A 22325-nucleotide genomic window follows, 5' to 3' on the forward strand; every position below is an offset into this window, starting at 1 on the left:
CGGTGCTGTCGCTCCCCGGTCGTGCGAAAATAACGGAAAATGGAATCAACCCGAAGCCGACCGCGAACTGCGGGCGGCTCGTGATCGCCTCGAGTCCGTTAGTCTTCGAGGACGATCTCGATCGAGACGTCGTTCGGCACCTGAATGCGCATGAGCTGTCGGAGTGCGCGTTCGTCGGCGTCCAGATCGATCAGTCGCTTGTGGACGCGCATCTCCCAGTGCTCCCACGTGGCGGTGCCCTCGCCGTCAGGCGACTTCCGGGTCGGCACCTCGAGGGTCTTCGTCGGCAGCGGGATCGGACCGCTCAGGTTGACGCCGGTGTTGTTCGCGATCTCGCGGACGTCGTCGCAGATGTCGTCCAGGTCGTCTGGACTCGTACCCGCGAGTCGAACGCGTGCCTGCTGCATTTATTACTTCTCGTTGACCTCGAGGACCTTGCCGGCCGCGATGGTCTGACCCATGTCGCGGATGGCGAAGCTCCCGAGCTCGGGGATCTCGCTGGACGGCTCGATGCTGAGCGGCTTCTGCGGTCGGATGGTGACGACCGCGGCGTCGCCCGACTGGATGAAGTCGGGGTTCTCCTCGGCGACTTCGCCGCTCGAGGGGTCCATCTTCTTGTCGATGGACTCGATCGTACAGGCGACCTGAGCCGTGTGAGCGTGGAAGACCGGCGTGTAGCCCGCCGTGATCACGGACGGGTGCTGCATGACGACGATCTGTGCCTGGAAGGTCTCGGCGACGGACGGCGGGTCGTCTGCGGGACCGCAGACGTCACCGCGGCGGATGTCGTCCTTGCCGATGCCGCGGACGTTGAACCCGACGTTGTCACCGGGCTCGGCCTTCGGCACTTCCTCGTGGTGCATCTCGATCGTCTTGACCTCGCCGCCCACGTCGCTGGGCTGGAAGGAGACGTCGTCGCCGGTGTTCATGACACCGGTCTCGATACGTCCGACGGGGACGGTACCGATACCCGAGATGGTGTAGACGTCCTGAATCGGGAGTCGGAGCGGCGCGTCCGTCGGCGGCTCCGGCTCCGGCAGGGCGTTCAGGGCCTCGAGCAGGATTTCGCCGTCGTACCACGGCGTGTTGTCGGACTCCTCGGCGATGTTGTCGCCCTCGAAGGCCGAGATCGGGATGAACGAGGCGTCGTCGGTGTTGAACTGCACCTGCTGGAGCAGCTGGTTGACCTCTTCGACGACCTCGTTGTACGTCGACTCCTCGTAGTCGACGACGTCCATCTTGTTGATACCGATGATGAGTTCGTCGATACCGAGGGTACGAGCCAGGAAGACGTGCTCCTGGGTCTGGGGCGCGACGCCGTCGTCAGCGGCGACGACGAGGACGGCGTTGTCCGCCTGAGACGCCCCAGTGATCATGTTCTTGACGAAGTCGCGGTGACCAGGACAGTCGACGATGGTGAAGTCGTACTCGTCGGTGGAGAACTCCTGGTGGGCGATGTCGATGGTGACACCGCGTTCGCGCTCTTCGGCGAGGTTGTCCATGACGTAGGCGAACTCGAAGCCGCCCTTGCCCTTCTCCTCGGCTTCCTCGCGGTGCTGTTCGATGACGTGCTCGGGTACGCTCCCCGTCTCGTAGAGGAGTCGTCCCACGAGCGTACTCTTCCCGTGGTCCACGTGGCCGATGATGGCCAGGTTCTGGTGTCGTTCGCTCATTGTTTTAGCTCACGCGCAGAGGCGCTTATATCGGTCTCTTTCGCTCGTTGCGGTTAAAACCATTTCGAAAGCGTATTCTGCTGATCCCGACGCCTTCTTGCGGTTTGTGTCACATCCACACGCGATCGCGGCGCGAATCGGTGCGGTCGTCGGCGGGATCACTGCACCGCTACTAGGACTCGAGACGGGAAGACGTTGGCGGATTCTGAGCCGCAACGGATCGAGGTGTTTCAGTCGAACGAGTGGTGTCCGAGCCGGACCGCGTCGGAGCAGTCGACGCGGACGAGTCGGACGAGGGGGTGCGAACGGGAACGAAAACGAGCGTCGAGCCTTACAGTTCGGGCAGCCGTCCGACGTCCGACAGCACTGCGGTCGCCGTCTCGGGACCGCCGGCACCGCGGCCGCTCGAGTGCAAGGAGCCGGCGTTCTTGGTTTCGATCTGGACGATGTTTCGCGTGCCCGTCACGGCCAGCGGCCCGTTCTCGGGTACCAGTCGCGGGGCCACGCGGACGCCCTCGCGGGTCGCCTCGCCGATGAGCCGGATGGTGCGGCCGTCCTCGGCCGCGAGGTCGAGCGCGCTACCCGGGATGTTCTGGATTCCCGTAACGTCGGCGTCCTCGAGTGCGAAGCCGCCGTCGGCCAGCACGTTCGCGAGGATGACGAACTTCAGCGCGGCGTCGGTGCCGTCGACGTCGAAAGTCGGGTCGGCCTCGGCGACGCCCAGGTCCTGGGCTTCGGCGAGGACGTGCTCGTAGTCGAGCCCCTCCGCGGCCATGCGCGTGAGGATGAAGTTTGCAGTGCCGTTGAGGACGCCCCGAACGGCGGTCACGGCCTGGGGTGTCTCGTCTTCGACAGTCGACAGCACCGGAATCGCGCCGCCGACTGTCGCCTCGAAGCGAACCGAGCCGGCACTGTCGGCCTCGAGCGCCTGCAGCTCCTCGTAGCGTTCGGCGACCGGGCCCTTGTTGGCCAGGACGACGTGTCGGTCCGCCTCGAGGGCGCGTTCGACGTGCGAGAAGCCGGGTTCGGCGTCGCCGAGCGTCGTCGGCGTCGCCTCGACGAGGACGTCGTAGTCGGTCTCGAAGACGGCCTCCGGATCGTCGGTGCCGACGGACTCGCCGCCGACCTTGCGCTCGAGGGTCGATTCGACGTCGATCCCGTCCGGGTCGACGGCGGCGGAACTCGAGTCCGCAAGCGCGACGACCTCGTGTCCGTACTCGCCGGCGAGGTCCGCGACCGAGCGGCCCACGTCGCCGGCGCCGAGAATTGCGAGTTTCCGTCCCATCAGGCGTCACCTCCGAGCAGCGGTTCGACGACGGTCAGTTCCTTGTCCGCGCCGATCGAGCGGATCGTCTCGAGGGTATCGTCGGCGTCGCCGGAGTCGATGGCGAGCCGCAGGCGCGCACTCGAGATGTTGTCGGTCCCTTCGGGAGCGGACAGCGAGAGATCGAGCACGGCGGCGCTGGTCTCGTCCTGAATGCGGTTTAAGGTATGCGAGAGGTCGGTATCGACGAGATGGCCGACCAGCACGACGTTGATCTCCTCGCCGTAGCGGTCGGCGCCGGCCTGAATGACGTTCACGCCGGCGTCGCGCAGCGCCTCGACAATGTCCTCGAATCGATCCGGCGGGCACTCGAGGTCGACCTCGACGGGGATGTGCCCGCGCGGCGTGATGTTACCGCGCTCGTGGTGAATACTCAGGAGGTTGCCGCCGTTCTCGGCGATCGGGGAGAGGGCGCGAAGCAACTCGCCCGGCTCGTCGACGAGCTCGAGGCGAACGGTGTAGGCCTGTACGCCACCGTCCGTCTCGGGGTCGTCCCCCGTATCCTCCTCGTCGGAGACGGCTGGCTCATCGACCATCGTTCTCACCTCCGGCACCGGCTTGCGGACGTCCACACGTCGTCATGGTGTACGACTCCGTAATTGTGGCGTAAAAGGATATAGGAGTTCCCAAAACTCACCGACCCTGTCAACGTGGCACGCGGTCTCCCACGACTATTGTGGCCCACGAGCCACTCTGGTGCGCGGCTACGCGCGTATGAGAAAATACGTATCGTCACTATCAACAAGACTGGACGGATCGAGGATCGGATCGAACCACTACAGGTGATCTTTGCCCGGGTTCGACGAGCCCCAGTCACCGCGGCCGCCTTCCGTCCGATCGACGCCCATGATCGATTCGGGTTGCTCGGGGCCGCCGAGGCTATCGCGGGCGTCCGGAACGCGGACCGTCACCTCGTCGATCTCGGGCCATTTGATCAGTTCGGCCTCGATGTTGCCCGTCGTCACGTCGCTGACCGAACACCCCTTACAGCCGCCGCCGAGTTCGATGATGACCTCGCCGCTCTCGGGGTCGGCTTTCCGGACGGCGCTCGTCCCGCCGTGCATCTGGATGATCGGCATCTCGCGGGTGAGCCAGGTCTCGACGCGCTCCTTGAGTGATCCGTCCGCGTCGGTATCGACGTCGGAATTAGTCATTGTCCGCTCTAGCCGCTCGAGCGCTGAATAGGTTTGGTTACGAGACTCACGGTTAATCATCCACGATCGGCTAGCGGCGAAAAACAGACGAAAACCGAATTCGACCGTGCCGACTACCGATCGCTGCGGACTCGGTCGACAACGACTGCGCCGACGACACCGCCGACGCTCGCACAGACTGCGGGGAAGAGCAGTCCGGCGAGGATGACGGCCGGAAGCGCGTCAGGACCACCCGCGGCGTTCCCGACGGTGACCTCGAAGAGGAACACGCCCGCGACGGCGGCGACGAGGTAGCCCGGGAGCGCGGTCAGGCCGGCGAGCAGGCCGTCGGTCGGTGCCGACGAGCCCCGGTACACTGCGAGCGCGAGGCCGGCGACCAGCAGGGTCGCGACGGGAACCGCGTACAGGGCGACTGTGAATCCGTTCTCGCCGCCGATGTACGACGTCGCGCGGCTACCGACCAGCGGGACGTTTCGGAACACCGTCTCGGCCAGGTGGGCGTTGTAGAACACCCAGCCGACCATCTCGTAGGTGGCCGGCTCGCCGCCGAGCCCTTCGATCATCCGCTGCAGAGACGACTCGCGGACGTCGTTCGCGACGAGCAGGTAGGTGACGGCGTAGCCGACGAGCCAGGCGCCGAGTCCGGTGGCCGCGCCCGCGAGGACGGGGAGGCCGGTCTCGGCTGCGGTCCCGTCGGTCGTTTCGGCGGCGTCAGCGTCGGAGGGAGGGAACGACATTAGTGCTCACCTCCCTCCGTGGCGACGGCATCCTCGTCAGTGTTTCCGTTCCGTGTCGATTCGGCTCGAGTCACTTTGTCGGCCAGCAGTTCGGCGATCGGATCGAGCGAGACGTACAGCCGCGCCGCGAGGATGCCGAGCGGCGGCAGCGCCAGCGCGAGGAAGACGACGTCGTACACCCAGGCGCCGCCCTCGAGCAGGGGAACGATCGCGGGGGCCAGCCCGCGGTGGGCGACGAGCACCGCGACGAGGACGACGAACAGGTGGACGATCGAGGCGACGTCGTCGACGACGCTTGCCGGACCGTCGAACGTCGATCGCACGAGGTCCGCGAGCGCGGGCGCGAGGAACAACAGGAGCCCGACGACCGTGACGGTCGCGATGACGCTCGCGATCGCGGCGAAGGTAATCGGCGTGCCCGGGACGAGCCGGTCGATCCCGGGGAGCAGCGAGGCGAGGTAGAGGAGGCCGATCAGCGAGAGGGTCGCGAGCAGGAGCTTGCTGACCGACTGTACCGTATCGCGGTCGACGCCAGCGGGGGCTGTGTAGCGGTCAAGACTCATTGCAGTCGTCGGTGAGTAGCCGATTGATCAAATACCCTAACGATCATCAACGGCACTTTCTCTCGTTTGATGACGTTTTACGGCAGTTTATTCCCGCTCGAGGGGCCGTCTCGCGGGGCAGACGGCGAACGGGAAGCGAATCGGCCTCCGAAAAGCGGCACCTCTTTTACCTCCCCTCTCCACGCCACTCACATGACCGCGCTCGGATTGGTGGTCGCGGAGTTCAACCGCCCGGTCACCGAGCAGATGGAAGAGGCGGCCCTCGAGGCTGCCAGCGACGCAGGCGCCGAGGTGTACGAGACGGTCCACGTCCCGGGGGCGTACGACGCGCCGCTGGCCGCCGACCGGCTCGCGCGCCGCGCCGAGGTCGACGCCGTCGCCGTCGTCGGTGCCATCATCACCGGCGACACCGACCACGATCAGGTGATCGGCGACGCGATCGCCCAGCGGCTCTCCGACGTGACCCTCGAGCGTGATACTCCCGTGACGCTCGGCGTGACGGGTCCCGGCATGTCCGCCGCCGAAGCGCGCGAGCGCGTCGAGAACGCGGCCACGGCCGTCGACAGCGCGCTCGATCTGGTCGTATCGCTGCCCGATCCCGATCCCGACGCAGATCAGTAACAGTACTACCATGACGATGGAATTCACCGACCGCGTAACCCGAGTCGAACCGTCCGCAACGCTGGCCATCTCCGCCCTCGCGACCGAACTCGAGAACGAGGGCGCCGACATCGTCGACCTCTCCGTCGGCGAACCGGACTTCCCGACGCCCGAAAACATCGTCGAGGCCGGGAAGGACGCGATGGACGCCGGCCACACCGGCTACACCACCTCCGCCGGCATCCTCGAGCTCCGCGAGGCGATCGTCGACAAGCTGGCCGCAGACGGCCTCGAGCACACCACCGACGAGGTCATCGTCACGCCCGGCGCGAAGCAGGCGCTGTACGAGATCGTCCAGTCGCTGGTCGGCGAGGGCGACGAGGTCGTCCTGCTCGACCCCGCGTGGGTCTCCTACGAGGCGATGGTCAAGATGGCCGGCGGCGACCTCACCCGCGTCGACCTCTCGGACTCGGACTTCCAGCTCGAGCCCGCGCTCGACGACCTCGCCGACGCGGTATCCGACGAGACCGAACTGCTGATCGTCAACTCGCCGTCGAACCCCACCGGCGCCGTTTACTCCGACGAAGCGCTCGAGGGCGTGCGCGATCTTGCGGTCGAACACGACGTCACCGTCATCTCGGACGAGATCTACAAGGAGATCACCTACGGCGTCGAGCCCACGAGCCTCGGCACCTTCGACGGGATGGCCGACCGCACCATCACGGTCAACGGCTTCTCGAAGGCCTACTCGATGACCGGCTGGCGGCTGGGTTACTTCGCCGGCCCCGAGGAACTGATCGACCAGGCCGGCAAGCTCCACAGCCACTCCGTCTCCTCGGCCGTCAACTTCGTCCAGCACGCCGGCATCGAGGCCCTCGAGAACACCGACACCGCCGTCGAGCAGATGGTCGAGGCCTTCGAGGAGCGGCGCGACCTCGTCATCGACCTGCTCGACGACCACGGCGTCGACGTCGCCGAACCCCAGGGCGCGTTCTACATGATGCTGCCCGTCGACGACGACGATCAGGAGTGGTGTGAGGGAGCCATCGAGGACGCCCACGTCGCGACCGTGCCCGGCAGTGCGTTCGGCACGCCCGGCTACGCGCGGATTTCGTACGCCGCCAGTGAAGAGCGGCTCGAAGAAGGCATCGAACGGCTGGCCGAGGAAGACTACCTGTAACGCGGCTGCCGTCGCGGATCGTTCGGCGATCGTTTTCTGTCGTCCGACCTTCGATCGCATTAGCCTCGCCTGTAGTTTATATCCGATACCGCGGCCACCCGCCGTATGGACTGTCCCACGTGCGGGAAATCGTTGCAGACCGAGCAGGGAATGCGCCAGCACCACACGAAGGTGCACGGCGAGCCGCTGCCGAACCGGGTGTGCTCGGGTTGTGGCTCCGTCTTTTACGATCCGAAGGCGCGCAGAGAGTCTTGCGACGACTGCAATCCGAACGCGGGCGAGCACAACGGCAACTGGAAGGACGCAACGGAAACGACATCGTGTGACTCCTGCGGTGAGACGTTCTCGTACTATCCGTCGGACAAAGACGGCGTGTACTGTCCAGACTGCGTCGAAGACGCGATCGGATTGCTCCCCGAAAACCCGTCGGAGAAAGGAGCGCGAGTGACCGTCGAGTGTGGATCTTGCGGATCGAATCTCGAGGTCCGCCCGGCGAAGTTCGAGACGCAGGAACGCGGCTTCTTCTGTACGCTCGAGTGCTACGGCGAGTGGCTCTCGACAAACGTGGTCGGCCCGGATCACCACCAGTGGGAGGGGGGTACGATCGAGTACGGCCGAGAGTGGTGGCGGATTCGGCGGCGGGCGCTCGAGCGAGATGGCTACGAGTGCCAACACTGCGGTGCGGGACCGGACGAACTCGGCCAAAACCCGGACGTGCACCACGTTCGACCCGTGCGGTCCTTCGATCGGCCCGAAGACGCTCACACAATGGATAACGTCGTGAGTCACCGGCGGGCGGAAGCGGGATCTATCGCGGTGTCGTCTCGCGACAAAAAGTAACACTATTGTGCGACGATGATCTACCGAGGATTGCGAAGTCCCGTGGTGTAGTGGCCAATCATATGGGCCTTTGGACGTGTTCGGTTCGTTCCGTCACGGAAGACAGCCCATGACGGCGGTTCGAATCCGCCCGGGACTACTATCATATATATTATTTTTCCTCAAGCGACGTAGCCTCGTGTAGCGAACCGCCTACTGAAAACTCGGTAGTACGGTTCTGCAGAAGTTGTGATCCAGTCCTCGCAGTATCTAACGAAGCCGAGAACCTTATCCGAGAGCATCTCCGAATACGGAGGGGTCATGGACAACCTTCGCACCGGATTGAGTTACGGCGACGTGCTGCTCGTGCCGAAGCGCTCGCCCGTCGACAGTCGCAGCAACGTGGACCTCGAGACGAACTTCACGCCGAACCTCGAACTCGGGACGCCGTTGGTTTCGGCGGCAATGGACACCGTCACCGAGACCGAGTTAGCGATCGAACTCTCCCGGAACGGCGGTATCGGAGTTCTTCACCGCTTCCTCACACCCGAAGAACAGGCTAACCAAGTCGAGGAAGTCAAAGATGCCGGCGAGCGGGTCGCCGCCGCCGTCGGGATCAACGAGGACCACGTCGGACGCAGCGCCGCGCTGGTCGAGGCCGGCGTCGACGCGCTCGTGGTCGATGTCGCCCACGGTCACCTCGAGCGGACGCTCGAGGCCGTCGCGGAGATCCACGAGGAATTCCCGGACACGGACCTCGTCGCGGGGAACGTTGCCACGCCCGCGGGCGTCGAGGATCTCGCGGCCGCCGGTGCGGACTGCGTGAAGGTCGGCATCGGGCCGGGCTCGCACTGCACGACGCGGAAGGTCGCGGGCGCCGGCGTGCCGCAGTTGACGGCCGTCGACGACTGCGCGGACGCGGCCGAGGACCTCGACGTCACGATCTGCGCCGACGGCGGGATCCGCACCTCTGGCGACGCAGTCAAGGCGCTGATGGCGGGTGCCGACACGGTGATGATGGGCAGCCTCTTCGCCGGAACCGAGGAGGCGCCCGGCGCGGTCGTCGAGGTAGAGGGCACGAAGTACAAGCGCTCGCGCGGGATGGCGACCACGACCGCCGCGGAGAACCGCGACGATAAGGACGAAGCCAACGTCCGCGCTGACGAGGGCGTCGAAGCGTTGACGCCCTACAAAGGACCAGTCGCGGACGTCGTCAAAGAGTTCTGTGCGGGGATCCAGTCTGGTCTGTCCTACTGCGGCGGTCACACGATCCCTGCAGCTCGCGAGAAGGCCGAGTTCATCCGCGTCGCCGACAGCGCGAAGGAACGCGAGGGCTACCACGCGGATCACGACTGGGAGGGCATCAGCGTCGACAGCGTAGTCGACGACGCTGACACCACCGGCGCCGACAACGGCTCCGCACCCGCCGAGAGCGACGACTAACGAATTTCGGCTGCGCGTTCTCCCGTCCCGCGTATCGAAGCGTCGAGCCGGCTGTGCGATTTTTATCTCTCCCGTACGAACGCCTCGAGCGCGGCGCTCGAGAACCGGGAATGAGGAATCCTTAAGCGCGGGCGCCGAGAACCGCCGCCAAATGACGACGCTCCGGACGCCGGGCCCGACGCTCGGCGTGGTCGGCGGGGGACAGCTCGGGCGAATGCTCGCCGAGGCGGCCGCACCGCTCGGCGTCGAGGTGGTCGTGCTCGATCCGACGCCGGACTGTCCGGCCGCGCCCGTCGCGCGCGACCAGATCGTCGCGGACTTCGACGACGAGGCGGGAATCCGCGAACTCGCCGCGCGGGCGGACGTCCTTACCTTCGAGATCGAACTGGCTGATCAGGACGTCTTAGAGCGCGTCAGCGAGGACTCGGGGACGCCGGTCCACCCGAAGCCCGCGACGCTCGAGACGATCCACGACAAGCTCGTCCAGAAGCGGGAACTCGAGGCCGCGGGCGTGCCGGTGCCGCCGTTCCGCGAGGTCGAGGACGCCGACGACATTCGCGAGGCGATCGACGACTACGGCGCGCCGGTCATGCTGAAGGCCCGCACCGGCGGCTACGACGGCCGCGGGAACGTTCCCGTCGAGTCGAAGGACGAGGCCGAAGAAGCCCTCGAGTCGGTCGCCGGCCCGGCGATGGTCGAGGCGTTCGTCGAGTTCGAGCGCGAGGTCTCGGTCATCGCGGTCGAGGGGTACGACGAGACCGCCGCGTTCCCGATCGGGGAGAACGTCCACGTCGACGAGATCCTCCGAGAGACCATCGTCCCCGCGCGCTCGAGCGACGCCGTCGCGGAACGCGCCCGCGAGGTCGCCGAGGACGTGCTCGAGGTGATGGACGGCCGCGGCGTCTACGGTATCGAGTTGTTCGAAACGACCGACGGCGAGATCCTGCTCAACGAGATCGCCCCGCGGCCGCACAACTCGGGCCACTGGACGATCGAAGGGGCACACAGCTCGCAGTTCGAGCAGCACGTCCGCGCGGTGCTGGGCTGGCCGCTGGCCGCGACCGACCTTCGGTCGTCGACCGTGATGACGAACCTGCTGGGCGACGTCGAAGAGAACCAGAAGGCGGCGCTGCGCGGCGTCGAGAAGATCCACGAGACGCCCGCCGCGCACCTCCACTGGTACGGCAAGCGCGAGGCCCGGCCGCTGCGGAAGATGGGCCACGTGACGGTGTGCGCCCGCGACGACGAAACCGACGTCGAGGACCTGCTCGAGACGGCGCGCGGCCTCGAGGAATCCGTGACGTTCACGGCGGAGTGAGACCGACCGGTACACATGACAGACAGCGTTTCAGACCTCATCGACCGACTGCACGACGAAGCCCAGCAGGACCGTCCGGACGAAGAAACCCCCGACGTCGGCATCGTGATGGGCAGCGATTCCGACCTCGAGACGATGATGACCGGCGGTCGCCGGCGCGGCGCCTACGACGCCTTCGTCGACGAACTCGGCTTCGCCGAGCAGACCGACTACGAGAACCCGCCCGCGGAGCGCTTCACCTTCGAGACCTACGTCACCTCCGCCCACCGGACACCGGACCTGATGACCGCCTACGCGGAGACCGCCGAGGAGCGCGGTCTCGAGGTCATCATCGCCGGCGCGGGCGGCAAATCCGCCGACCTGCCGAACATGACAGCGTCGATCGCGTACCCGCTGCCGGTCATCGGCGTGCCGGTGCAGGAGAAGTCCGTCGACAGCGTGATCGGGATGCCGACGGGCGCGCCGCTCGTGGCGGTCGACGCCGGCAAGTCGTTCAACGCCGCGCTTTCTGCGGCCCAGATCCTCGCCCGTCAGCACGACGAGGTGCGGGACCGGCTGGTGTCGTACCACGAGGACCTCCGCGAGGGCGTCGGCGACGTCTCCCGCCGGCTCCATGACGAAGGAACGCCGGCGTTCCGAGACGGATCGCAGTAGGATACGCTCGAGACCGATCGATCGTGGCCGACTCTCCGGTAAGATTCTGTTCCCTCCTCTCGAGCGCTGTCGCCACCGTTCGGACCGCCGGTAACCGTCGATTACCCGTTCGGTCACTTTTTGTACCGATTAGTATGGTACTAGGGTGATTAATTTAGCACGTATTAGGGCGCGGAAGCCACCGTTTGGCCCGTATTGACCCGGAAATCGAACAATCAACCCTTATGTGCGTGCGGTTTCAACCTCCGAACGTTACGTAGATGAACGACTGGATAGCGATCGGGGCGTTAGCGCTCGTGGGACTGCTGATACCGTTCGGGATGATGGCGGTATCGTACCTCCTGCGGCCGACCGTCCCAGAAACGAGTAAACGTGCCACCTACGAGAGTGGCGAGGTTCCGACCGGCGGAACGCGCGTCCGGTTCAACATCCAGTACTACATGGTTGCGCTTCTGTTCCTCGTCTTCGATATCGAGACCGTCCTGCTGTTCCCGTGGGCGGTCGTGTATCGAGAGGCTGTTGAATCGGATGCCGTTTCGCTGCTCGAGATCCTCGGACCGATGGTCGCGTTCGTTGCCATCCTCCTCGTGGGGCTCGCGTGGGCGTGGCGCAACGGTGCAGTACAGTGGGCACAGACACCGCGGCAGGTGGAAGGCGGAACTGATCGACCATGAGCAGCGACGAACCCAAACAGCAGATCCACGGCAGCACCGCACCGTCGACGGACACCCGCGACTCCCGGATCGGTGAGGGCGTCGACGACCGATTCAACTCGAAGCTCCGTGAGGCGTTCGGCGCGTCGCCGTTCATCCTCACGAAGTTCGACGAGTTCATGAACTGGGTTCGCGGGAACTCGATGTTCATGCTGCAGTTCGGGATCGCGTGCTGTAGCATCGAGATGATGCACACGTACGCGATCAAACACGACCTCGACCGCTACGGGGCCGGCGTGCCGCGCGCGTCGCCGCGGCAGGCCGACGTGATGATCGTCCCCGGGACGATCGTCTCGAAGTTCGGGCCGCGCATGAAGCGCGTCTACGACCAGATGCCCGAACCCAAGTTCGTCGTCGGAATGGGCTCGTGTACGATCTCCGGCGGTCCCTTCCAGAAGGGCTACAACGTCGTGAAGGGCGCCGAGGAGATCATCCCCGTCGACATTCACGTTCCGGGCTGTCCGCCCCGTCCCGAGGCGCTGCTGTACGGCGTCCTCAAACTGCAGGAGCGGATCCAGAACGGGGAATCTTCGCCCGTCGTCGTCAAGCCGTACGAACTCGAGGAGTTCGGCGACCTCCCCGAGGACGAACTGGTGCAGAAGCTCGCGAGCGAGATCGACGAGGACGACCTCGTCATGCGGTACAACTGGGCTGATTCGCCATGAGCACGGGCATCGAACGCCAGCCGGAGCAACTCTCGGCGGACGACCTCGAGGCGCTGATCGGCGATCGCGCGATCGGGCGCGACGACCACATGAACGCGCCCGCCTTCGTCATCAATCCGGACGAAGTCCAGAGCGTCCTGTCGGACCTCCGGGAGCGGGCCGGCTACGATCACCTCTCGTGCGTCACCGCACAGCAGTACGACGATCGGTACGAGTCGATCTACCACCTCAAGAAGTACAGCGATCCGACCGACGAGGTGAGTATCGTCGTCCCGACGACGCGCAACGATCCGGTCAGCGAGAGCGCGGAGCCGGTGTTCCGCACCGCCGACTGGCACGAGCGAGAGGCCTACGACCTCGTCGGCATCGAGTACGCCGACCACCCGGACCTGCGGCGCATCCTGCTGCCCGAGACGTGGCAGGGCCACCCGCTCTCGGACGACTACGACCAGACCAAGCCGCAGGTCGTCACCCTCTCGGAGCACGCGAACCCGATCCAGCCGGATCACGAGGACGCCGAGTCGGACACGATGTTCCTGAACATCGGGCCGCACCACCCGGCGACTCACGGCGTGCTCCACGTCGAGACCGTACTCGACGGCGAGACCGTCGTCGACGTCGATCCGGACATCGGCTACCTCCACCGCTGCGAGGAGCAGATGTGCCAGCAGGGGACTTACCGCCACCAGATCATGCCCTACCCCGACCGCTGGGACTACGTCTCCTCGGGGCTGTTAAACGAGTGGGCCTACGCGCGAGCGATCGAGGATATGGCGGACATCGAAGTCCCCGAGTACGCGCAGGTCATCCGGACTATGGGGGCCGAACTCTGTCGGATCGCCTCGCACATGCTCGCGCTGGGGACGTTCGCGCTGGACGTCTACGGCGAGTTCACCGCCATCTTCATGTACACGTTCCGCGACCGGGAGGTCGTCCAGGACATCTTGGAGGACCTGACCGGCCAGCGGATGATGTTCAACTACTTCCGCGTCGGCGGGGTCGCGTGGGACCTCCCCGAACCCCGCGAGGAGTTCATCGAGAAGACGCGCGACTTCCTCGACGAACTCCCCGCGAAGGTCGACGAGTACCACGATATGGTCACCTCGAACGAGATCTTCCAGACCCGGTGTATCGACACCGGCGTTATCGAGCCCGAGGTGGCTAAGGACTACGGCTGCACGGGCCCGGTCGCTCGCGCCTCCGGAATCGACTACGACCTCCGACGCGACGACCCCTACGGGTACTACGAGAACCTCGAATGGGACGTCGTCACGCGCGAGGGCTGCGACAACTACGCCCGCGTGCTCGCTCGCATGGAGGAAGTCGAGGAGTCGGCCAAGATCATCGAGCAGTGTCTCGACCTGCTCGAGGACTGGCCCGAGGACGAGCGCGAGGTCCAGGCCAACGTTCCCCGCACCCTCAAGCCGGACGCCGACGCCGAAACCTACCGCGCCGTCGAGGCCGCGAAGGGTGAACTCGGGATCTACATGCGATCGGACGGCACCGACAAGCCGGCCCGATTCAAGATCCGGAGCCCGTGCTTCTCGAACCTGCAGGTGCTGCCCGAGATGTCCGAAGGGGAGTACGTCCCCGACCTGATCGCGTCGCTCGGTAGCCTCGATATCGTGCTCGGGGAGGTGGATCGATGAACGCGGCGACGCCACTCCAGAGCGACGAGACGGTACTGCTCCCCGAGCGGATCGGCGAGCTGACCGGCCTGAGCGGGTTCGGACTCGCCGGCGAACTGGTCGCGACGTTCGTCGCGGCGTTCATCGTCGGCAACCTGATGCTCGCGATGACCGGCGTCGCCGGTCCCTGGGCGAAGCGAAAGATCACGGCCGCCTTCACCGACCGAATCGCGGTCAACCACCTCGGTCCGGGCGGCGTTCTGATCATCGTCGCCGACGCGGTCCGCCTGCTCTCGAAGGAACTGATCGTTCCCGAGAACGCGGACCGACCGGCCTACGACCTCGCGCCGGTCGTCATCGCGGGCTCGGCGCTGCTCGGGTTCGCCGTCATCCCGATGGGTAGCGGCGTCCATCTGGCCGACCCCGAAGTCGGACTGGCCTACGTCTTCGCCATCGCCGGCATCGCGTCGATCGGACTGGTGATGGCCGGCTACGCGTCGGACAACAAGTACTCGCTGCTGGGCGGCCTGCGCGCGGTCGCGCAGAACGTCGCCTACGAGATCCCGCTGGTCGTGACCGGCATGTCGGTCGTGCTCTTCTCGGGCTCGCTGCGCATGAGCGAGATCGTCGCCGTCCAGAACCAGACGACGCTGTTTACGATCCCCGGCCTCGAGTGGGGGATTCCGGCGTGGTTCGCCCTCGTGAACCCGTTCGCGTTCGTGCTGTTCCTGATCGCGAACTTCGCGGAGGTCGGCCGGAATCCCTTCGACATGCCCGAGGCGCCGGCGGAACTCGTCGCGGGGTACCAGACCGAGTACTCCTCGGTCTACTTCGTGCTCGTCTACCTCGGCGAGTTCCTCCACATCTTCCTCGGCGGGGCGATCATCGCGACGATCTTCCTCGGCGGCCCGGCCGGACCGGGCCCCGAGGGACTGGGGATCGTCTGGTTCATTATCAAGATCTGGGCGGCGTTCCTGCTGACCCAGTGGCTGCGGTCGGCCATCCCGCGCGTCCGGATCGACCAACTGATCGAAATCGGCTGGAAGGGGCTGCTGGTCCTTTCCTTCGCGAACCTCGGACTGACTGCGGCAATCGTTGGGGTGATCGCATGATCGGACTACTCAAATCAATGGCAACGACGATGAAGCACGCGCTGGACGGCTCCACCTTCACGGTGGAGTACCCGAAGACGGCACCCGACGTGTCGCCGCGGTTCCGCGGCGTCCACAAGTGGAGCCAGGAGCGGTGCATCTGGTGTCGTCAGTGCGAGAACGTCTGTCCGAACGACACGATCCAGATCGTGATGGACGACAAGCGCAACGGCGAACAGTACAACCTCCACATCGGGCAGTGCGTCTACTGCCGCCTCTGCGAGGAGGTGTGCCCGACCGACGCCATCCTGCTCACCCAGAACTTCGAGTTCACCGGCGACACCAAACACGACCTGGTGTACAACAAGGAGCAGCTGAAGTCGGTGCCGTGGTACAAGGACATCGACCCGCTCGAGTCGCGCGAACCCGACCGGGGCGCGTGGATCGGCGAGGGCGAAGGGGAGGTCGATTACCAGTGACGGGCGCTCCGTCCCGACGGAATCGAGACGAGCGACCGACACGCACACGCGTACGAGCGACAGGACATCTATGACACCAGAGCAAATCGCGTTCGCGCTGTTCGCGTCCGTCACGATCGCCAGCGCGCTGGGCGTGGTCCTCCTGCGGGACCCGTGGCACTCGGCGCTCATGCTCGGCGTGGCGCTGATGAGCATGGCGGTCCACTTCGTGATGCTGGCGGCCGAGTTCGTCGCCATGATGCAGATCCTCGTCTACGTCGGCGGGGTGCTCATCCTCATCACGTTCGCCGTCATGCTGACCCAGCGCGAGGACGCGGACGCTGACGCGGACTCCGACGAGGTGGTACAGGCATGAGCAAACGCAATCGACCGCGGCTCCGACTGCACTCCGGCGCGGCGCTCGCACCGGGGCTGCTCGCCGTCGGCCTTTTCGCGCTGATGGCGCTGGTCGTCCTGAACACGCCGTTCGAGCCGATGGCCGACGGCGGGTTCGAAGTCGACTCGATCACCGCCGCCATCGGCTACGCGCTGTTCGACCTCGAGCCGCTGCAGTCGGCCGGCGGCGTCGCGGGGACCGAGCCGTTCCTCGCCGCCTTCCTGCTGATCGCGCTGACGCTGGACGCGGCGCTCGACGCCTCGCTCGTGCTGGCAAAGCGCGAGGAGGCAGGTGAGCCGGTTGCGGCGCTGGCTACGCGCGGCTCCGATACGGCCGGCGGTGCGGAGACGAGTACGGCCGCCGAACCGTCGTCGTCCCGAACCGCGACCGACGGCGGAACGCGCGAGGGAGCCGCTGACGGCGGCGCCGACGGTGCCGACGGTGCCGACGCCGACGGAGGTGAGGCCTGATGGCGGTCGAAGTGCAGTACTACGTGCTGCTGTCGATGGCCCTGTTCTGCATCGGCCTGTTCGGCATCCTGACGCGGCGCAACGCGCTGCTGTTCCTGATGTCCGTCGAACTCATGCTGAACGCGGCGAACATCAACCTGATCGCGTTCTCGTTCTACCAGGGCAACCTCACCGGCCAGGTGTTCGCGCTGTTCACGATGGCGCTGGCCGCCGCCGAGGTCGCCGTCGGACTCGGGATCATCCTCGTACTGTACCGCAACTTCCGTGACGTCGACGTCACGGTTCCAACGACGATGAGGTGGTAAGAGATGGCTGTATTCGACTACGCTCCGGCGATCGCGCTGTTCCCGCTCGTGGCATTCGTCGTCGCGCTCGTCTTCGGCCGGCACATGCCGAAGAAGGGCGCGCTCGCGGGCATCGCTGCGACGGGCGGTTCGCTCCTGCTCTCGCTCGCGATGCTCGCGGCCGTCGCGGGCGGCGAAACGCACCACGCAACGGTCTACGAGTGGGCGGCCGGCGACGTGCTGACCAAAGCCGGGTCCAGCAGCCTCGAGGAGATCGTCTTCTCCTTCGGGATCCTGATCGACCCGCTGTCGGCGCTGATGCTGGTCATCGTCTCGCTCGTGGCCCTGCTGGTCCACGTCTTCAGCCTCGGGTACATGAACGCCGAGGGCGAGACCGGGCTCCCGCGCTACTACGCCGAGCTCGGCCTGTTCACCTTCAGCATGCTCGCCTTTGTCTACGCGGACAACCTGCTGATGGCGTTCATGTTCTTCGAGCTCGTGGGCCTCTGTTCGTACCTGCTGATCGGGTTCTGGTTCCGCACGGAATCGGCCCCGTCGGCGGCGAAGAAAGCGTTCCTGGTCACCCGATTTGGCGACTACTTCTTCCTGCTGGGGGTCGTCGCCATCGCGGCGACCTTCGGCACGGTCGCGTTCGCCGGCGACGAGTCGTTCGTCGTCGCCGCCGAGACGGCCATCGAGGACGGCGGGACGCTGTTCGGCTTCGACGCCCAGACCTGGGTGACGATCACCGGACTGCTCGTGCTGGGCGGCGTCATCGGTAAGTCCGCCCAGTTCCCGCTGCACACGTGGCTTCCGGACGCGATGGAAGGTCCGACCACCGTCTCCGCGCTCATCCACGCGGCGACGATGGTCGCGGCCGGCGTCTACCTCGTCGCCCGGATGTTCGGCTACTACGCGCAGTCGCCGACCGCGCTGGCGATCATCGCCTTCGTCGGCGGCTTCACCGCGCTGTTCGCCGCGACGATGGGCGTCGTCAAGGACGACATCAAGCAGGTGCTGGCGTACTCGACGATCAGCCAGTACGGCTACATGATGCTCGGCCTCGGCGTCGGCGGCTACGTCGCCGGAGTCTTCCACCTGATGAACCACGCCTTCTTTAAGGCGCTGCTCTTCCTCGGCTCCGGCGCCGTCATCGTCCTCATGCACCACGAACAGGACATGTGGAAGATGGGCGGCCTGAAGGACAAGGCCCCCGTCACCTACTACACGTTCCTCGCCGGCGCGCTCGCGCTCGCGGGGATCGTGCCGTTCTCCGGCTTCTGGTCGAAGGACGAGGTCCTGTTCGACGCCTTGATCGTCGGCCTCGAGCAGCCGATCATCCTCGCGGCCTACGCGATGGGACTGCTCGCCGTGTTCTTCACCGGGTTCTACACCTTCCGGATGGTCTTCCTGACGTTCCACGGCGACCCCCGGTCCGAGACGGCCGAGAATCCCCATCCGGTCGGCTGGTCGATCAAGGTACCCCTGATCGTGCTGGGGCTGCTCGCGCTCTTCGCCGGGTTCGCCAACCTCGCGCCGGTCGCGAAGCTGGCCGGGATGGACATCACGTTCCTCGAGCACTGGCTCGACGGCGAGTACGGCTACGTCGACGGCCTGACCTACCACCACTACCACGAAATGGTGGCCTTCGAGGAGGGCTACATCGGCTCCGAGACGACAACCATGCTGCTGGGAGCGGCCTTGTCGCTCGGGCTGGCGCTCGGCGGCGCGCTCCTCGCGTACTCGCTGTACGCCGTGCCCGACCCGGACCGCCACACGCAGAAGCTCGGCGGCGCGTACAGCCTGCTGCGCAGCAACTACTACCAGGACGAGTTCCAGGTCTGGCTCGCGGAAGGCGTCGCGCTACCGGTGGCTCGAGCCGCCGACCGGTTCGACCAGACCGTCATCGACGGCGTCGTCAACGGCGTCTCGACGGCGAGCCTGTTCGGCGGGGATCGCGTCAAGCGCATCCAGACCGGTATCGTGACGAACTACGCGGCTCTGCTCGTGGCCGGGTTCATCGGCTTACTGCTCATCCTCGGCATTAGCGGGGGGTGGTTCCTATGATGATCGAAGCACTGATCGCGGTCGCACTGCTCGGCGCGCTCGTCACGTTCGTCGCGCCGAACCGCATCGCCGGCAAGCTGGCGTTCGCGATCAGCCTCGTGCCGGCGGCGCTCAGCCTGTGGCTGTTCTCGGCCTTCGACGGCAGCGGGAACGCCCTGCTCGACGGCGAACTCGCCTTCGAGTCGCAGTACGAGTGGATCCAGCTGGGCGACTACACGATCTCGTGGTTCGTCGGCCTCGACGGGATCAGCCTCCCGCTCGTGGTGCTGACGACGATCCTCTGCTCGCTTGCAATCTTGAGTTCGTGGACGCCGATCGACGAGCGCGAGTCCCAGTTCTACGGGCTCGTGCTGTTCATCGAGGCGAACCTCATCGGCGTCTTCGCCGCACTGGACTTCTTCGCCTGGTTCATCTTCTGGGAGGCCGTCCTGATCCCGATGTACCTGCTGATCGGGATCTGGGGCGGTCCGCGCCGGAAGTACGCGGCGATCAAGTTCTTCGTCTACACGAACGTCGCGTCGCTGCTGATGTTCGGTGCGTTCATCTCGCTCGTCTTCGGCCTGGGCGACGTCACCAGCTTCGCCCTGCCCGAGATCGCGACGGCCATGCTCGAGGGCGGCCCCGACGGCCTGTTCGGCCTCAGCGGGTCCGCGCTGGCCTCGGTCGTGTTCGTCGCGATGTTCCTCGGCTTCGCGGTGAAGGTTCCGGTCGTCCCGTTCCACACGTGGCTGCCGGACGCCCACGTCGAGGCGCCGACGCCGGCGTCGGTGCTGCTGGCGGGCGTCCTGCTGAAGATGGGGACCTACGCCCTGCTCCGGTTCAACTTCACGATGTTCCCGGAGCAGGTCGCCACGTATGCAGTGCCGATCGCGGCCATCGCGGTGATCAGCGTCATCTACGGCGCGATGCTCGCGCTGGCCCAGACGGACTTGAAGCGGATCGTCGCCTACTCCTCCGTGTCGTCGATGGGCTACGTCATCCTCGGCCTGATCGCGTACACGCAGTTCGGGGTCGGCGGCGCGACCTTCCAGATGGTGAGCCACGGTCTCATCTCGGGGCTGATGTTCATGGCGGTCGGCGTCATCTACAACGCGACTCACACCCGGATGGTCACGGACATGTCCGGGCTGGCCGATCGGATGCCGATCGCGGTCGGCATCCTGATCGCCGGCGCCTTCGGCTACATGGGGCTGCCGCTGATGAGCGGCTTCTACGGCGAGTTCACCATCTTCTTCGGCGCGTTCCAGTCCGAACAACTCGCCTACGCGCCCCTCTTTACGGCGGCGGCGATGTTCGGCATCGTCATCGTCGCGGGCTACCTGCTGTTCGCGCTGCAGCGAACCGTCTTCGGCCCGTACCGGCTGGAAACCGACTACGACCTCGGCCGCGCGCCGCTGCACGACGTCGCCCCGATGTTCGTGCTGCTGGGACTCATCATCCTGCTGGGCGTGGCTCCCGACCTGATCTTCGAGATGATTACCGACGCAGTCGATCCGATCTTAGAGACCGGAGGTGAGCTGTAATGGCGGTGGAACTGCCCGCGTGGGCCGGCCTCGCGCCCGTGCTGATCATGGCCGCGACGGCCGTCGCGCTGTTCCTCGTCGACAGCATCTCGCCGCGGTCGACGAACCGCGCCCTGCTGTCCGGGACCGCCGCCACCGGCGCGCTGGCCTCGCTGGCCGCCGCCGTCTGGTTCATCACCGCCGGCGTCGGCACCCCCGGCATGGAGGGCGGCCACGGCGTCATCGAACTGTTCGACGGCCAGTTCGTCGTCGACCAGCTGGCGCTGTACTTCATGATCGTCGTCGCGGTCGTCACCGCCCTGGTGTCGGTCGCGAGCTACGACTACATGCGGGATCACGCCTACCAGGCCGAGTACTACTCGCTGGTCATCCTCGCGGCGACCGGCATGTCGACGATGGCGGCCGCCAACAGCCTCGTGACGATCTTCATCGCGCTCGAGCTCTCGAGCCTGCCGTCGTACGCCCTGGTGTCGATCCTGAAGGACAATCGCGGCAGCGTCGAAGCCGGCCTGAAGTACTTCCTGATCGGCGCGCTCTCCTCGGCCGTGTTCGTCTACGGCATCTCGCTGGTCTACGGCGCGACCGGCGTCATGCAACTGGACGCCATCGCCGCGGCGCTCGAGGAGAGCACCGCTGTCGGCGGCGAGTTCGCCTACGACGGACTGCTCGGGTTGGGAATCCTGATGCTGCTGGGCGGGTTCGCGTTCAAGACCGCCAGCGTCCCGTTCCACTTCTGGGCGCCGGAGGCCTACGAGGGCGCGCCCGCGCCGATCTCGGCGTTCCTCTCGTCGGCCTCGAAGGCGGCCGGCTTCGTGATCACGTTCCGCGTGTTCACGACGGCGTTCCCGCTGGACGTGACGAGCGACCTCGTCGGCGTCGACTGGACGCTCGCGTTCGTCATCCTCGCGATCGTCACGATGACGCTCGGGAACTTCGCGGCCGCAACCCAGCGCAACGTCAAGCGGATGCTCGCGTACTCCTCGATCGGCCACGCGGGCTACGCGCTGATCGGCCTCGCGGGCCTGTCGGCCGACGGCGGCGAGCTCGTGATGGGTGCGGCGATGATGCACCTGCTGGTCTACGGCTTCATGAACACCGGCGCGTTCCTGTTCGTCGCCCTGGCGGAGTACTGGGGCGTCGGCCGGACCTTCGAGGACTACAACGGCCTCTCGAACCAGGCGCCGGTCGCCTGCGCGGCCCTGGCGATCTTCATGTTCAGCCTGGCCGGCATCCCGCCGTTCGGCGGCTTCTGGAGCAAGTACTTCCTGTTCACCGCGGCGCTCGACGCCGGACTGGTGATCGTCGCCGCCGCGCTGGTGATCAACAGCGCGCTGTCGCTGTACTACTACTCGCGGCTGGTCAAGGCCGTCTGGATCGAGGACCCGGTCCTCGAGCGCGACGCGCTGGCCCAGCCGACCGGGCTGTACGCCGCGATCGTCTTCGCGGCCGTGATGACCGCGCTGCTGCTGCCCGGCTTCGGACCGATCGTCGATGCGGCGGTCGACGCGGCGGCTGCGGTCGTCGCCTGATCGGCCGACCGTCGACCGCTGGACCGCCGACCGGC

At 66.1% G+C, this 22325-nt stretch carries 24 protein-coding genes and 1 tRNA gene; 18 read left to right on the plus strand and 7 right to left on the minus strand.

The window, feature by feature from the left end; translation table 11 throughout:
* Window positions 1-98 precede the first annotated feature (98 nt).
* The 7 genes from rpsJ to HALXA_RS15425 form a co-directional block, all read right to left on the minus strand.
* Window positions 99-407, minus strand: a complete 309-nt coding sequence (rpsJ, locus tag HALXA_RS15395; protein WP_004215311.1) for a 30S ribosomal protein S10 — start codon at window positions 405-407, stop codon at window positions 99-101.
* Between the two features lie 3 nt (window positions 408-410).
* A complete protein-coding gene (gene tuf, locus HALXA_RS15400; RefSeq protein ID WP_013881315.1) occupies window positions 411-1673 on the minus strand; it encodes a translation elongation factor EF-1 subunit alpha in 1263 nt (420 codons plus the stop codon).
* 331 nt (window positions 1674-2004) lie between these two features.
* On the minus strand, window positions 2005-2958 hold the full coding sequence (locus HALXA_RS15405; RefSeq protein ID WP_013881316.1) for a homoserine dehydrogenase: 954 nt from the start codon (window positions 2956-2958) through the stop codon (window positions 2005-2007).
* The gene (locus tag HALXA_RS15410) at window positions 2958-3533 is read right to left on the minus strand and encodes an amino acid-binding protein (protein ID WP_049895484.1); all 576 of its coding nucleotides are present in this window, start codon (window positions 3531-3533) and stop codon (window positions 2958-2960) included. Before HALXA_RS15410 ends, HALXA_RS15405 begins: the two co-directional genes overlap by 1 nt.
* 240 nt (window positions 3534-3773) lie before the next feature.
* Complete coding sequence (locus tag HALXA_RS15415) at window positions 3774-4151, minus strand: NifU family protein (protein WP_013881318.1); 378 nt, start codon at window positions 4149-4151, stop codon at window positions 3774-3776.
* Between the two features lie 113 nt (window positions 4152-4264).
* Window positions 4265-4888 carry a hypothetical protein gene (locus HALXA_RS15420; protein WP_013881319.1) on the minus strand — a complete coding sequence of 208 codons (624 nt, stop codon included), beginning with the start codon at window positions 4886-4888 and terminating at the stop codon, window positions 4265-4267.
* Window positions 4888-5451, minus strand: a complete 564-nt coding sequence (locus HALXA_RS15425; RefSeq protein WP_013881320.1) for a hypothetical protein — start codon at window positions 5449-5451, stop codon at window positions 4888-4890. Before HALXA_RS15425 ends, HALXA_RS15420 begins: the two co-directional genes overlap by 1 nt.
* Before the next feature lie 192 nt (window positions 5452-5643).
* Between HALXA_RS15425 and ribH the strand changes: the two genes are divergently transcribed.
* The 18 genes from ribH (at window position 5644) to HALXA_RS15515 (ending at window position 22290) form a co-directional block, all read left to right on the plus strand.
* Complete coding sequence (ribH, locus tag HALXA_RS15430) at window positions 5644-6072, plus strand: 6,7-dimethyl-8-ribityllumazine synthase (protein WP_013881321.1); 429 nt, start codon at window positions 5644-5646, stop codon at window positions 6070-6072.
* 10 nt (window positions 6073-6082) lie between these two features.
* Window positions 6083-7231 (plus strand): pyridoxal phosphate-dependent aminotransferase, encoded by a 1149-nt coding sequence (locus HALXA_RS15435; RefSeq protein WP_013881322.1) that lies wholly within the window; start codon window positions 6083-6085, stop codon window positions 7229-7231.
* 105 nt (window positions 7232-7336) lie between these two features.
* On the plus strand, window positions 7337-8071 hold the full coding sequence (locus tag HALXA_RS15440; RefSeq protein WP_013881323.1) for an HNH endonuclease: 735 nt from the start codon (window positions 7337-7339) through the stop codon (window positions 8069-8071).
* A gap of 36 nt (window positions 8072-8107) precedes the next feature.
* A tRNA-Gln gene (locus HALXA_RS15445) sits at window positions 8108-8210 on the plus strand.
* A 161-nt stretch (window positions 8211-8371) separates the two neighbouring features.
* Complete coding sequence (locus HALXA_RS15450) at window positions 8372-9493, plus strand: guanosine monophosphate reductase (RefSeq protein WP_013881324.1); 1122 nt, start codon at window positions 8372-8374, stop codon at window positions 9491-9493.
* 64 nt (window positions 9494-9557) lie between these two features.
* On the plus strand, window positions 9558-10811 hold the full coding sequence (locus tag HALXA_RS15455) for a 5-(carboxyamino)imidazole ribonucleotide synthase (RefSeq protein WP_083822851.1): 1254 nt from the start codon (window positions 9558-9560) through the stop codon (window positions 10809-10811).
* A gap of 15 nt (window positions 10812-10826) precedes the next feature.
* A complete protein-coding gene (locus HALXA_RS15460) occupies window positions 10827-11465 on the plus strand; it encodes an AIR carboxylase family protein (protein ID WP_013881326.1) in 639 nt (212 codons plus the stop codon).
* A 260-nt stretch (window positions 11466-11725) separates the two neighbouring features.
* Window positions 11726-12139, plus strand: coding sequence for an NADH-quinone oxidoreductase subunit A (locus HALXA_RS15465; RefSeq protein ID WP_013881327.1), 414 nt, complete (start codon window positions 11726-11728; stop codon window positions 12137-12139).
* Complete coding sequence (locus HALXA_RS15470; RefSeq protein ID WP_013881328.1) at window positions 12136-12843, plus strand: NADH-quinone oxidoreductase subunit B; 708 nt, start codon at window positions 12136-12138, stop codon at window positions 12841-12843. Before HALXA_RS15465 ends, HALXA_RS15470 begins: the two co-directional genes overlap by 4 nt.
* Window positions 12840-14492, plus strand: a complete 1653-nt coding sequence (locus HALXA_RS15475) for an NADH-quinone oxidoreductase subunit D (protein WP_013881329.1) — start codon at window positions 12840-12842, stop codon at window positions 14490-14492. The genes HALXA_RS15470 and HALXA_RS15475 overlap by 4 nt, the downstream gene beginning before the upstream one ends.
* Window positions 14489-15583, plus strand: coding sequence for a complex I subunit 1/NuoH family protein (locus tag HALXA_RS15480; protein ID WP_013881330.1), 1095 nt, complete (start codon window positions 14489-14491; stop codon window positions 15581-15583). The genes HALXA_RS15475 and HALXA_RS15480 overlap by 4 nt, the downstream gene beginning before the upstream one ends.
* Window positions 15580-16041: a NuoI/complex I 23 kDa subunit family protein gene (locus tag HALXA_RS15485; RefSeq protein ID WP_013881331.1), complete on the plus strand. Its 462-nt coding sequence runs from the start codon at window positions 15580-15582 to the stop codon at window positions 16039-16041. The genes HALXA_RS15480 and HALXA_RS15485 overlap by 4 nt, the downstream gene beginning before the upstream one ends.
* 70 nt (window positions 16042-16111) lie before the next feature.
* Window positions 16112-16396: an NADH-quinone oxidoreductase subunit J gene (locus HALXA_RS15490; protein WP_013881332.1), complete on the plus strand. Its 285-nt coding sequence runs from the start codon at window positions 16112-16114 to the stop codon at window positions 16394-16396.
* Window positions 16393-16887, plus strand: coding sequence for a hypothetical protein (locus HALXA_RS15495; RefSeq protein WP_013881333.1), 495 nt, complete (start codon window positions 16393-16395; stop codon window positions 16885-16887). The genes HALXA_RS15490 and HALXA_RS15495 overlap by 4 nt, the downstream gene beginning before the upstream one ends.
* A complete protein-coding gene (gene nuoK, locus HALXA_RS15500; protein WP_013881334.1) occupies window positions 16887-17192 on the plus strand; it encodes an NADH-quinone oxidoreductase subunit NuoK in 306 nt (101 codons plus the stop codon). The genes HALXA_RS15495 and nuoK overlap by 1 nt, the downstream gene beginning before the upstream one ends.
* Window positions 17193-17195: 3 nt before the next feature.
* The gene (gene nuoL, locus HALXA_RS15505; protein WP_013881335.1) at window positions 17196-19238 is read left to right on the plus strand and encodes an NADH-quinone oxidoreductase subunit L; all 2043 of its coding nucleotides are present in this window, start codon (window positions 17196-17198) and stop codon (window positions 19236-19238) included.
* Complete coding sequence (locus HALXA_RS15510; protein ID WP_013881336.1) at window positions 19235-20761, plus strand: complex I subunit 4 family protein; 1527 nt, start codon at window positions 19235-19237, stop codon at window positions 20759-20761. Before nuoL ends, HALXA_RS15510 begins: the two co-directional genes overlap by 4 nt.
* On the plus strand, window positions 20761-22290 hold the full coding sequence (locus tag HALXA_RS15515) for an NADH-quinone oxidoreductase subunit N (RefSeq protein WP_013881337.1): 1530 nt from the start codon (window positions 20761-20763) through the stop codon (window positions 22288-22290). Before HALXA_RS15510 ends, HALXA_RS15515 begins: the two co-directional genes overlap by 1 nt.
* The last annotated feature ends 35 nt before the right edge of the window (window positions 22291-22325 follow it).

The sequence above is a fragment of the Halopiger xanaduensis SH-6 genome, from assembly GCF_000217715.1.
In the GTDB taxonomy this organism is placed as follows: Archaea; Halobacteriota; Halobacteria; order Halobacteriales; family Natrialbaceae; genus Halopiger; species Halopiger xanaduensis.